The 12888-nt window shown below is 33.9% G+C and carries 15 protein-coding genes; 10 read left to right on the top strand and 5 right to left on the bottom strand.

All coding sequences use genetic code 11. From position 1 onward, the window contains the following. The first annotated feature begins 157 nt into the window (after nt 1–157). The 3 genes from CJF42_RS27285 (at nt 158) to CJF42_RS27280 (ending at nt 730) form a co-directional block, all read left to right on the top strand. A complete protein-coding gene (locus CJF42_RS27285; RefSeq protein ID WP_170940503.1) occupies nt 158–304 on the top strand; it encodes a hypothetical protein in 147 nt (48 codons plus the stop codon). A 111-nt stretch (nt 305–415) separates the two neighbouring features. Continuing rightward, nucleotides 416–544, top strand: coding sequence for a hypothetical protein (locus CJF42_RS29015; protein ID WP_286203470.1), 129 nt, complete (start codon nt 416–418; stop codon nt 542–544). A gap of 42 nt (nt 545–586) precedes the next feature. Continuing rightward, on the top strand, nt 587–730 hold the full coding sequence (locus CJF42_RS27280) for a hypothetical protein (RefSeq protein ID WP_170940502.1): 144 nt from the start codon (nt 587–589) through the stop codon (nt 728–730). A gap of 396 nt (nt 731–1126) precedes the next feature. Here the strand turns inward: CJF42_RS27280 and CJF42_RS06230 are convergent, their stop codons facing one another. Further along, a complete protein-coding gene (locus tag CJF42_RS06230) occupies nt 1127–3595 on the bottom strand; it encodes a pre-peptidase C-terminal domain-containing protein (protein WP_095365853.1) in 2469 nt (822 codons plus the stop codon). Between the two features lie 404 nt (nt 3596–3999). On the opposite strand from CJF42_RS06230, the gene CJF42_RS06225 reads away from it, so the two are divergent. The 4 genes from CJF42_RS06225 (at nt 4000) to CJF42_RS06210 (ending at nt 6497) form a co-directional block, all read left to right on the top strand. Next, on the top strand, nt 4000–4347 hold the full coding sequence (locus tag CJF42_RS06225; protein WP_141235496.1) for a hypothetical protein: 348 nt from the start codon (nt 4000–4002) through the stop codon (nt 4345–4347). A gap of 231 nt (nt 4348–4578) precedes the next feature. After that, nucleotides 4579–5355, top strand: a complete 777-nt coding sequence (locus tag CJF42_RS06220) for a siderophore-interacting protein (protein ID WP_095365851.1) — start codon at nt 4579–4581, stop codon at nt 5353–5355. A gap of 423 nt (nt 5356–5778) precedes the next feature. Beyond that, nucleotides 5779–5973 carry a hypothetical protein gene (locus CJF42_RS06215; RefSeq protein ID WP_095365850.1) on the top strand — a complete coding sequence of 65 codons (195 nt, stop codon included), beginning with the start codon at nt 5779–5781 and terminating at the stop codon, nt 5971–5973. A 170-nt stretch (nt 5974–6143) separates the two neighbouring features. Continuing rightward, nucleotides 6144–6497, top strand: a complete 354-nt coding sequence (locus tag CJF42_RS06210; protein WP_141235495.1) for a hypothetical protein — start codon at nt 6144–6146, stop codon at nt 6495–6497. Between the two features lie 31 nt (nt 6498–6528). Here CJF42_RS06210 and CJF42_RS06205 read toward each other — a convergent pair whose 3' ends face one another. From CJF42_RS06205 to CJF42_RS06195, 3 genes are all read right to left on the bottom strand, one after another. Then, the gene (locus CJF42_RS06205; protein ID WP_286203473.1) at nt 6529–6783 is read right to left on the bottom strand and encodes an ATP-binding protein; all 255 of its coding nucleotides are present in this window, start codon (nt 6781–6783) and stop codon (nt 6529–6531) included. 14 nt (nt 6784–6797) lie between these two features. Then, a complete protein-coding gene (locus CJF42_RS06200) occupies nt 6798–8177 on the bottom strand; it encodes a sensor histidine kinase (RefSeq protein WP_095365847.1) in 1380 nt (459 codons plus the stop codon). 63 nt (nt 8178–8240) lie between these two features. Next, the gene (locus CJF42_RS06195; protein WP_095365846.1) at nt 8241–8942 is read right to left on the bottom strand and encodes a response regulator transcription factor; all 702 of its coding nucleotides are present in this window, start codon (nt 8940–8942) and stop codon (nt 8241–8243) included. On the opposite strand from CJF42_RS06195, the gene CJF42_RS06185 reads away from it, so the two are divergent. From CJF42_RS06185 to CJF42_RS06180, 3 genes are read left to right on the top strand one after another with little or no spacing between them, the layout of a single operon-like run. Then, nucleotides 8924–9646, top strand: coding sequence for a Plug domain-containing protein (locus CJF42_RS06185; protein WP_141235494.1), 723 nt, complete (start codon nt 8924–8926; stop codon nt 9644–9646). The two genes, CJF42_RS06195 and CJF42_RS06185, sit on opposite strands and share 19 nt — an antisense overlap. A 41-nt stretch (nt 9647–9687) precedes the next feature. Further along, nucleotides 9688–9855, top strand: coding sequence for a hypothetical protein (locus tag CJF42_RS27275; protein ID WP_170940500.1), 168 nt, complete (start codon nt 9688–9690; stop codon nt 9853–9855). Further along, the gene (locus CJF42_RS06180; protein ID WP_095365843.1) at nt 9839–11275 is read left to right on the top strand and encodes a TonB-dependent receptor plug domain-containing protein; all 1437 of its coding nucleotides are present in this window, start codon (nt 9839–9841) and stop codon (nt 11273–11275) included. The genes CJF42_RS27275 and CJF42_RS06180 overlap by 17 nt, the downstream gene beginning before the upstream one ends. A gap of 91 nt (nt 11276–11366) precedes the next feature. On the opposite strand, the gene CJF42_RS06175 is transcribed toward CJF42_RS06180, so the two are convergent. Beyond that, complete coding sequence (locus tag CJF42_RS06175) at nt 11367–12800, bottom strand: catalase (RefSeq protein ID WP_095365842.1); 1434 nt, start codon at nt 12798–12800, stop codon at nt 11367–11369. Nucleotides 12801–12888: the final 88 nt, after the last annotated feature.

The following is a 12888-nucleotide window of genomic DNA, read 5'->3' as shown; positions in this document are numbered from 1 at the left end:
CTAACAGTAGATCTCGCTAATCAATAAATCTCACTAAAACAGCGCAGCAGAGCTAATATGGAAAATTTTTGTAGGTCTAGTTATTCTCCATCAAGAAAATTTAACGCAGTATACAGAAATTTTAGCCTCGCCCGCAGGGAATGGCCAAAAATCAATTATGAGTTTATTAAAAGTTTTACCCGTTGTTTATATTTTATCTAGCTTTATGGCAAATGCGGAAAGCCAACAAATTCTAACTGATAAAAAGATAACTAAAATTCATATACCCAAACCACTTCAAGATGCAGGATTCAGTTGGAATTAGAAATGCTTTAGGCAAGGCATTGATTGAAGAACATGGTTATTCCCTTTTCAAAATCAATAACGCTGCATAAAGTATTTATAAATCAACCTTACAGGGACATCTGAGCAAATCATGCTCGTTGTTCCATCTTTTTTTAAGGGAGTAACCATTAATGCAAAGATGCGCCTAGATCATGAATTGCTCAGCAGTCCTGAACCTCACATCTTGAAGTGGCTTGGGTATATATATGCAAATCAATAACTCTCACTTACACACCAGCAATTTCGGATAAAGGAGGTTGTGATGGCGTCAGTCGCCGCAAATAATAATGAAATAATACCGTGGGACCAAGATCCAGAGTTAAAAGCTTTATATTCAGCTGCATTAGCAGCTTATTCTGCTGCATTAGCAGCTTATTCTGCTGGAAAACTGTTGGTTTTGGTATAAGTGGTTGCGCGAATGGATATGACGGCTCAATTCCAGTGATATATACCCAAACCACCCATCATGCGTGTAGCCGTGCAAAATACCCCCAGACTGATGCGGTTATCCGCATCAAAATAACTAAGTCTGCTCGCTTTTAGCGAGCAAAATATAAAAATTGAATATACAACTGTAGATATTAAATGATCTCATAATTACGGAATCATCGCACGGTTTGCTAATATAGAGCGCACGCTCTGTCTTGCATTCCAGGGCAGAATGGCATCCAAGTTTCCAGGAGTATGAATAAAGACCATCGTAGCGATTTTTAAAGACTTACAGTCAAATTTATTGCCATACAAGGCAATAAATTTGGACTCAATTGCTTCATGCAATCGAGTCAACAATTATTTAACTTTATTACTCCCAAATTGCATTTAAATTTACTCCTAATGCACTGCCACCATAAGCAAATATACCGATATACCAAACACCAGCAGCAGGTGCCGTTATTTTACACTCTTCAGTATTATTATTCGTATTAGCACGACAAATATTTTGGGTATAAGTCGGTTTACTACCTTGTCTTAGGTAAAGATCAGCATTACCAGTGCCACCAGATGTTAATATGGTCAAATAACGTATACCTTCCGGAATATTAACAGCATAGTACTGCCACCTGCCAACTGGGATTGAGATATTATTTTTGATAAGTGATCCACCTGGATTATTTGTCGATAACGTATAACCACCTTGAAGATTTAAACTCTCAAAGCGACTGTAAGCTTTTAACATTATGTACCAAGTACCTTTACTTGGATTATCTACAGAACAAGTTTCTGTATTACCATCACTATTTGACCGACATATATAATTTGAACTTGTTGGACTATTAGCGTGTTTAATATATAAATCCGCATCACCTGAACCACCAAATGTATTAATTACCAGCTTTTTAGCATCAACAGGTACATCAATTGTATAATATAATCGTTCTGTAGTAGATGCTGAGATAGCACTTTTTATTTCATTATTACTAAGTACATTAGTAGTCGTGTCATTGTAAGGTGCATATGAAGCCTGCAATGTCACATTTTCATAATGATCGTAAGCACTCAGTAAAATATACCAATCGCCTTGGCTTGGCATTGATATAAAACATTGCTCTTGATTACCTGAGCCATAGCTACAATACGAAGTTTTTACACTGTTTGTTGCAATACTATTTTTTGCTAAATAAATGTCGACATCACCAGTACCACCAGCGGTATTCACTGTAAAGTTAGTCGCTCTTGCTGGAATCTCTATTTTGAAATTTTTAGCTTCATACTTACTTGCAGATAAATTTGATATAACTTGTGCTTTACTTAGTGGTACTACTACTTGTTCATTCTCTTTTTCAATATAACTTAGCTGCATAGAAACGCCACTATAAGCTTTATATGCTTGCATTAGAATATACCAAGTGCCTGAGATTGGCATTTCGATTAAACAACTTTCTGCATTTTTATCATTATATGAACGACAATCATATAGTTTTTCTGTGGGTTGTACTGCCTTTCTCAGGTATAAATCAACGTCACCACTACCACCCGCTAATTTGACACTTAAGTTACTGGCATTTTCGGGTAAAGTGACTGTAAACAGTCTTGATTCACTTTTATTAGCTGTTAAATTATTTAAAATTTGATTATTGATTAAAGGCACAACTTCTATAGGCTCAACGGAACCCACTCCTGGGTTGGTAAACCAAGCAGAGCAAAATTTTTGACTATTCTTTTCTAGCCAATAATTATTACAGTTTGTATCGTAATCACTATTACCTGCATGTATTTTATAACCAGAGAGTGTCACACCATTCAAGCTAAACGGCGAACCATTCTTTTTCAAGGTAACATGCGTATGTGGACCACCAGACCAACCTCCTTGACATAAGGCTTGTGCTGAATTATTAGCATAATTAGCTATTGCTTGATTACGCTCAACACGCTCATGATTTTGATTTTTTATATTATCGACATGATAATAACTCGTTGACCAACCTCCTTCATGGATCACTTCAACAGAGCACGATGAATGAACAATAACTATACCAGGTGCTGACGCTGAAACCCATAAATGTGTAACATCAGAGCCCCAGCCACCACCATTACTATAATCAATCGCGGATTCAGAGCTATGCGTACCACCTACATGCCAAGATTCACCAACTGGGAATGGAAACTGTAATAAATCTACAGGTGGTAAGTTAGATGCATCCCCATTCGCACTATCACTAACAGGCGCATCAGGCATAATTGAATATAAATGATCATATGTTAAAAACAGCAAATTTTTAATTTCAATTATAGTTTGCCCACCTAACGATTCAGGCGACAACGATAATAAACTTTGCATTGCAATTTTTGCATGTGCATCGCTGATTTCTTGATGCCTGTTTAGGCTAGCTTGACTACCAAATAAAAGTACATTTAATTTTGTAGTAATATCTTCTACTTGCTGTGAAAAACCAACTTTATTAGAAAGTAAACCAAAAGGTTTATCAATATATATATCAGGTTCAAAGCTTGAAATCAGCTGTGTTTTGAACTCAATTAAAGATATTATTAATTGAGGGCTAATTGAAGTTCGACCCGCATGATGTGAAATTATTTCAGCATATTGACTTAAATGGGGAGCATTTTCATTAAGGTAATTCTTAATATCGAAATTAAGCATTTCATCATAAGTATAAACAAGATCACCTTTAGTTAAAGGTGATAATTCAATCACGTTTATTTCATCGGTATTAGCATATACATTACTAGAAAATATGCATGCTAATATCGATAAACTTATGTTTAAATATATTTTTTTAAAAAAATATTTAATTGTATTTCTTCTATTCATAGATTGTGCCTATTAGTGCCTGTATCTTTAATTAAAATATGCTAGTGCTACACTTCAATAAAAATGAAAATAGGTACGAAAGATATTTTATCAAGCCAATTAGAGCAAGTTTTGCACATTACAAATTTAAAAGATGAATACTTTTAGAACAAAATAATAAAGAATGCTTCGTCGCAATATAAAAATACTCATGATGATCTAGCTGCGCTATTTTTAAAACGAATTAAAAAGAGAAACGCGTTATTCCAAACGCTTGAACGATAATAATTAATTATTGGTAGATTTTATTGTAATGACACAGATATCAAAGCGATTAATAAAAGATGATAAAAAAAACACATGTATTTCAACAAGACTCAATAGTGAAAACGCTTATGCTTTGCATACTGACTCTTGGTTGTTACTTGATATATAAACTTTATTATTTCTCTAAAAAAATTAACCAAAATACCGAACTAACAATACCAAATAGCTTTATTGCTGTTACTATTTTATTTTCCACTTTTTCTTTTGTTAGCTTAATTTATGGTTTAGTTAATCTAGATGAGTCATTTATATTCAAAAACCACTTAGGTATCCATATCATTTCTAGTATTTTAGATATCTCTTGGATCACCATGGTTCGTAATCGTATAAATACCATAACAGGCGCCAATAAAGGCGATAGACTTTGGTTAAATCCCTTTATTACTTCAATTTTTCATGTGATATATATGCAACATAAAATAAACCAAAGTTTAATGAAGTCTTAGAAGCCCTACTGGTCAGCTTATCGCTTTTAAAAACAAACAACTTACTCTATCCCCTTAAACATAAAAAAAGAGATGATAATTTTAAATGAGTAATTCGAAGGTTATGAGCTCTAAAGGTCAGTATTACCTCTAGAATTCATAACTGAAAATATAAATTTGATTTTAAATACTACCCAGCTGTGAAAAGTGATGCTAACCTAAATGCAAAAGAGAATTATTATTAAGTAGATAATGAATAAACTATCACTCAAGCAACTAACAGTATTAAGTACAAATAAAATTACTGCAAACATGCAACGTATAACCTTACAAGGAAATACACTAGCTGACTTTTCACATGAATGCGAAGGTAATTATATAAAACTACTATTCAACCCCATTGGAGAAACTGATTTAAGTACGATGACTGAAGGTGAGAAAACTATCATGCGCACTTATACCATTCGACGTTTTTCGCCTATAGATCACACTATTGAAATCGACTTTGTACGCCATATTACTCAAGATTTACAATGTGGTTTTGCTGCTCGTTGGGCTATGAATGCTAAAAAAGGTGACACTATTAATATTGTTGGGCCAGGTACAATAAAAGAGATGAATACGCATACTGATTGGTTCTTAATGGTTGCCGATATGACCGCGCTGCCAGCCCTTTCTGCAAAAATTAAAAAACTGCCACATGATGCCGAAGGTTATGCCATTATAAAAATTATTGAAACTAATGATATACAATTAATAGCAGCACCGAGCAACTTCAAGGTTATATGGATTACTGAAAAAAAATCACTTGTTGACACAGTAAAGTCACTCACATGGTTAACTAGTACAGTATCAGTGTGGACAGCATGTGAGTTTGATTCAATGCGTCAATTACGCAACTACTTTCGTAATGAAAAACAAGTAGCACACGAAAATATCTACATTAGTAGTTATTGGAAAAAAGGAGTTTCCGAAGATGGCCATAAAGTAATTAAGAAACAAGACGCCACAGAATATAATGTGTTTTAAATTTGATAAATACAACTAAGCTACATATTTAGTCTATTCATTTTTTATCCATTGAGTAACATGTTGTAAGAATGCTTTTAACCAATATAAACAATACTTTTGAGCGAATAAGATCCGTTAAAATACTGAGTTTTGTATATTGCGGATCGACACTATGTTGGGGCTGACTTAATTTTGAAAGTTGTAATATACCCAAGCCACTTGATAATGCTTGTTTCAGAATTTATCAGGTGAGTTAACACAAGGCACATCATTTTAGGAATGCTTATTGCATTTCAAACTGATGTAACGTAGTGATTATTTACCTGATAAATTCCCTACGGGCGGATTTTAAATGGTCAATTTATTACAAACTTTGAAAAATAAAACTAATGATGGCGATAATGCATTGTCTCAATTTGAGATTTAGCAAATAATTTCACTTTGCAAGGCAAATTAAACTCTCAGTTATTCCTTGATGCAATAGAAACATGGGAGAGTAAAACTAAAGAAAAATTTAATGTCAGCAGTACTGAAGATATGGTTACCGTTATGTTCGAAATATCCCAAGATACAACAAATAAGTTCTTTGATCTTCAAGAAAAACTATCATTGAAAATCCAGCCTAATCACTTGTGACTTTTATTGATGAGAGCAATTTATTTAGCCATATTAGCGTTGAAGTTTCTGAAGAAGAAAATACTCTAAACCATAAAACGGGTAATTTTGATTTTTTAGCTAGTCTAAATGTTGTTTCATAGCATATTTTTAATCAATACTTCAAAGATCAAGATACTATGAATTCGAGTATGTTTGATCATTTTATGAATATGGAACGGATAGATTTACATGCTGTAATTAATAATAAAGCGGCATGCAGTGAATTATTTTTAGCTGAGAAATTTCAAAATTATCTTAATATGGATTTTAATAAGGAGCAAAAAGACACTGGAGTCACTGTTAAACTAAACAAACCTTTAGAAGATAATAAAGGTGATATTCTCCAGAATAAACAAGATGATCTACTCTTAAAAAATATTATCAAAGCAGATATTTTTGAATGGCCATTACCAGAAAAGCCTGGATATGAAAAAGTTGATATTAGGGGGTTAGTAGTATTCCAGGTGACAGTATTTTATATATTACAGCGCGCAGTCTCTTAACTATAAAACCATTTTAAAAACCACTATAATTTTATACCTGCTTACATTTAAAATACATTTTCATTGCTAAACCAGGAGTCATTCGCTGTACTTCAATTGTGCCTTGTTGCGCTAATACCAGTTCGTATACTAAGGCTAAGCCTATGCCTGTACCTTGTGTTGAGCGAGTTAGCTCACAGCCTCCCCGATAGAACAATTCAAATATTTTATTTTGTTGCTCTGCAGTAATACCATTGCCATAATCACGAATTTCCATCAGTATTTTATCTTTATTATTTGGATCAATATTAAAAATAAAATCTATTTTTTTCGACTTTCATCCTGGATTACCTCGTTATCAAAAAACTTGATCGCGTTATCCGTTATATTGATCACAACTTGTGAAAACGCATCAATATCAACTAATAGCATTACCCGATCCGGTTGTTCAAAATCGTTAGATATATTTAACTGGAAGTCACTTTTAATTAATAATGAAGATACTTTAGAGCGAATGATATCCGTTAAAATACTAAGTTTTGTATATTTCGGATCGACACTATGTTGAGGCTGACTTAATTTTGAAAGCTGCAATATATTGTCTATTAAGCGAGATAAACGCTCACTTTCACTGTGTATAAATTCGTAATATTCTGCTTTGTATTCTTCAGAAGGCACCATGCCAGATTTTAGCATTTCTGAATACATGCGAATGGACGTCAAAGGTGTTTTTAGCTCATGGCTTACTGAAGACACAAAGTTTAGCCTTTGCTCTGCTAATTTTAGCTGTTTAACCCCGGTTCTATAAAAACCATAACAGCCCAATATAATGCCAGCCATTAAAAATAACATTAAACTTAAGCTATAAATTGCCGATGTTGTAAGTTCTAATTTTGAAGTTGAATAAGTAAGTTTATAACCTTTAAAAGGCCACCTTAAATCTAGGCTACCTATAATAAGTTGATTTAATTGAGCGTCTAATTGCTTAGTTTGAGTTATTTCAGCCTGCTCTTGAGCATTGGTTTCATAAATAAAAAAAGTACTATCAGAAAGTGTATTATTCGGTTGTATTTTGATTGCAATGGCAGTGTCAAATTGGACTATTTTTATAATGCGCTTAATTCTACTATTTAAGTATCTTTTAATATCAACAAAATAACCTTGCAGTTTTTTGGTTTTGTTAACTTGTATAATGCGATAAAAAATAAGGTATTCGGGTACATCGGATATTAAAGCAAAGGTTTTACTGTCAGCCGATAATTTATCATCAATCAGTGTTTTTAATTCTTTAGATTTTGATGTGATCTGATATAACTTTATAGCGAGGTTTTTACGTTTTTGTGCTGTTTCATCATCATCACTTGTTAATTTTACAGTATTATTAATAGTTTCAGGCCATACAGGGCTATTAAATTCACCTTGTTGATCTATTTGAAAATAGCCAATTAGACCAGTAAAACGCTCATTATATTCAGGAGTTGAAAGAGGAGACTTTACACGTGTTACTTGTTTATTAAGTGGATTATAAATATGTTGGTAATAATCAAATGTGAGAGTGCTCATCGCATTGTCAAATACTGAACGCTTAAAAAGCTTTAAATTTAATTGAGCAGTGACTTTTTCTGCTTTTCTTTGGTACTCTAATAAAAGATCTTTTTCAAATTGATTAAAGCCTTTATAAAAAAAATAAACGTAAAGCATCGTAATCGATTAACACGCTGCTGATAATTTAATAAACGCTTGTCTGAAAATAATTGCTTCATATTACGACTGACAGCAAAATAGTTGATACCCTTCACCTCTCAGTGTAACTAAATGTTCAGGAAATTTAGGGACAATCTCAATTTTTTTACGAATTTTAGCGATATGAATATCTACCGTTCGTGTATCTATCTGTTCCGTCGATTTATACCCCCACACTTTTCTGAGTAATTCATCACGAGACACAGGTTTTTTTTGCTGATTTAAATAAGTTAAAATAGTTACTTCACGACGAGTATAACGCATTTCTTTGTTATAAGAAGTGCCTATTAACTTTTGTGTACATATACTGACATCATCGTTAATTGTGAGTTTATAATCATTGCCAGATAAACCTGAACGCCTGATCAAAGCGGTTACTCTTAAGATTAGTTCAGAAGTAGAAAAAGGTTTTGCCAAATAGTCATCAGCACCTAAAGTAAGGCCGTTAATAATATCTTCTTCTGTATTTTTTGCGGTTAACATTAAAATTGGTTGCACTTGAGATTGCAGCCTTATGGCATTATAAATTTCAAAACCGTTCACTGAGGGCAACATCACATCCAAAATAATACAACTAAATTGACCCTTTAAAGCACGGTTTAAGCCTTTTTGGCCATCCATTTCGCTTTCTACATCAAAACCATGAAATATAAAAAGGTCAGTTAAGCCTCGTAAAATACTAGGTTCGTCTTCAACGATTAAAAGTGTTGGTTTTATACGCATATAATTTTTCAAATCCTTTGCACATTAAGACGAAACTATATCGTTTTTTTAAATACGCGACGATACGTAAAGCTATTTTATCTTGTTTTTTACTAGGCACAGGTCCCCTTTTACTCGGATTTTCAAATGCTAGCTGTGCCAGTGAATCCACGACTAATACTTCAAATATCGATAAATATGATACTAGTTTTTTCATGGCGTTTGAGCCGCAAACCTTATACGACATTTTAGAAAAAACACCGGGCGCTAACCGTTTATTAAACTCAATGAACAATACGTCACAAAATCGAGGATTTGGCTCTGTCGGTGATCAAATTTTAATTAACAGTAAACGCATGTCGGGTAAAGAAAATAATATCGCCAACGAACTTGACAATATTCAGGCTAAAGATATTGATTATATTGAACTTATTCGTGGTGCCAGATCTGACTTAGATGTACAAAATAATGGCTTAAGTCACACTGTTAATCCAACTGAGCTCAGTTCATCTGAACAATTTATTTCCCCAGAGCAAACTCATACACAAACCAATACGCGTATACGTGAGAACTTATACAAAGAAATCCAGTTATCAACCAAGTTAGAATATTTATACCCAAACCACTTCAAGATGCAGGATTCAGTTGGAATTAGAAATGCTTTAGGCAAGGCATTGATTGAAGAACATGGTTATTCCCTTTTCAAAATCAATAACGCTGCATAAAGTATTTATAAACCAACCTTACAGGGACTTCTGAGCAAATCATGCTCGTTGTTGCCTGCATGGATGTAGGTACTAGAGCAATGCAGGAGCATATTGCCGGTCCATCTTTTTTTAAGGGAGTAACCATTAATGCAAAGATGCGCCTAGATCATGAATTGCTCAGCAGTCCTGAACCTCACATCTTGAAGTGGCTTGGGTATATATTCTGATAAAACCGCTATGCAACTCAATGCCCTTTACGAGAAGATTTATGTTGATGCAACTATCATTAATGATAGTGAATACCTAATAACTAACTCTCAAGAAAATAAAGCGCTACTTTATGATTGGGCCAGAAATAAATGGGAGATCAGCGGAGATATTACCTATGCAGTCAATGATGACAATCAATTAAAGCTACTGTTTATTAGCAATAAATTAGACTCTGACGATAAAATTTGGCATAGCGCCTCTCTAAATGGTGATGTACTTCAACCTGACTATCAGTTGCCTCGAAAATATACTTCAAAAGAAAATGTATTGCGTACAAACTGGCGATATAAATTAACTCCTCAACATACTTTTGATTCTGGTATCGAAGGAGCAATAAATCAACTTGATGAAAAATTACAGTTTATCAGTCAATCAAATTCACCTTATCACTCTACTGAACTCAATGATATTAAAGAAACACGCTATGAAGCTTTTAGTAATTATAATTTTGCAATTTCTTCAACACTAAACCTGCAATCATCATTAATTTATGAACGCTCCACGATAGATGTAAAAACAGATTTATCATTAATAACTGATACATTACAAAATGCACAAAATGATGTCTCTCGTACATTTTCTTATCTCAAACCACGTTTAAATATAAGATATGATTTAAATGATATTTATCAAATGCGTTTTAATTACCAACGTACTGTTAGCCAACTTGATCTTAAAAGTTTTGTGCCTTGGTTTGATAGCTATGAAAATAGGCTAGAAGAAACAAACCCAGATTTAAAACCGGAAGTACGAGATAAATATTCAGTGGGTTTAGAAAAACAATGGCAACAAACCAATGGCAGTCTTACATTAACGCCTTATTACCATAAAATCAGCGATTTAATTAACGAAGTACTGTTAACTAAACGCTCTGGAAATGGCAATATTGATAGTGCTAAAGAATATGGCGTTAAATTAGATACTCACTTTGGTTTAGAAGCTATCGGATTCAATAATACTTTAATTAGTGCCAATTATACGTGGCGAGACAGCGAAGTGATCCATCCTTTCACTGGAGAAAAGTCACCAATTGAAAGAGTGAGTCAAAATGAATGGAATATAAAAATAAACCAAAATGAGATTCTACCTGGGCTTTCGTTGAGCTTAACTTTAGAAGATAAAAGCCACTATGAATTTTATTATTATGATTATCAAGGCAATGTAGATACAAAAATGTCTGCAAATGCTTTTATTGATTATCAAGTAACTAAAAACCTTAAAGTGAGACTTAAAGGGGATAATTTACTTCATGATAAATACACAGTAAATAAAACTCGCCATACCGAGCTGTTTACGCAAAGTGATTTTTTAAGACAAGAGCAAAGAAAAAATGAACGCGCCCCTAGATTTTCAATCACGCTAACAGGACAGCTCTAATAAAAACCAACAGTAAATTACTTTAGACTAAATTAAATCAAAAGCGAGTATAAAACATTGAGCAAACTCGCTTCTGATTTTTTCAGTAATTTTATAAATTTAGCGCAGCGCTTATTCCTGCACCATAATTCGCATCAGCCGCTGTACAATGTTTAATATGCCTTAGCTTTATTTCATCTGATACACTTGCCATTGAACCAGCCGTATTATCAAATAGCGCTTGTTGTTGCTTTGGGGTCATTAGTCTAAACAAATCACCTGCTTGAGAAAAATAATCATCATCTTCTCTATGATCCCAATGATCCGCATAACCTTGTAAATCTAATGGTGGCTCAGAAAAGTCAGGCTGCTCTACCCACTGCCCTTTATTATTAGGCTCATAACCGATTTTGGCTCCTTGATTGCCATCAGTTCTCATTTGTCCATCTCTATGGTAACTATTAACCGGACATCGCGGCGCATTTACAGGAATATGATTATGATTGACACCTAAACGATAACGCTGTGCATCGCCATATGAAAATAATCGTCCTTGGAGCATTTTATCTGGTGAAAAGCTAATACCGGGTACCACACTTGCGGGATTAAAGGCCGACTGCTCAACATCTGCAAAGAAGTTCTCTGGATTACGGTTTAACTCCATTACACCCACATCAATTAAAGGGTAATCTTTATGTGGCCATATTTTAGTTAAATCAAAGGGGTTGTAACTTACTTTATTTGCATCGGCTTCAGACATAATTTGAATTTTTAATGCCCACTTTGGATAGTCATTATTTTCTATCGCTTCAAATAAATCTTTTTGATGGCTTTCTCTGTCTTTACCTACAATTATTTCAGCCTCTGCATCCGTTAAGTTTTTAACCCCTTGCTGAGATTTCAAGTGAAATTTAACCCAAAACCGTTTGTTATCAGCATTGATAAAACTAAAAGTATGACTGCCAAAACCATGCATGTGACGATAAGTTGCAGGAATACCCCGATCGCTCATAACAATCGTGATCTGATGCAAGGCCTCAGGTAAAGAGGTCCAAAAATCCCAATTATTAGTAGCACTGCGCATATTCGTTTTAGGGTCTCGTTTTACCGCATGATTCAAATCAGGAAATTTCAAAGGATCTCTTAAAAAAAACACTGGAGTGTTATTACCAACCAAATCCCAATTACCTTCTTCTGTATAAAACTTAACAGCAAAACCACGAATATCTCGCTCAGCATCTGCTGCTCCTCTTTCACCTGCAACCGTAGTAAAACGAGTGAATAACTCTGTTTCTTTTCCTACTTCTGAAAAAATTTTGGCGCGGGTATATTTTGTAATATCGTGAGTAACAGTAAATTTACCAAATGCACCTGAACCTTTAGCGTGCATACGCCTTTCAGGTATCACTTCACGATCAAAATGTGCCAATTTTTCTAAAAACCATACATCTTGTAAAAGCTGTGGCCCTCGCTTCCCTGCTGTCATAACATTTTGATTATCTGCCACAGGGCAGCCCACCTCGGTTGTTAATTTTTTATTTGACATATGCCTTAACCTCAAATTTGTAGTGACAGTTTAGTAAATCAGCGAGAATTAATTCTAGTTCATATTTATTCATTCAGCATTACGATTA

It is taken from the genome of Pseudoalteromonas sp. NBT06-2 (assembly GCF_002276045.1).
In the GTDB taxonomy this organism is placed as follows: domain Bacteria; phylum Pseudomonadota; class Gammaproteobacteria; order Enterobacterales; family Alteromonadaceae; genus Pseudoalteromonas.
Note: the sequence above shows the minus strand (reverse complement) of the source record. Positions and strands in the feature narration are given on the sequence as shown.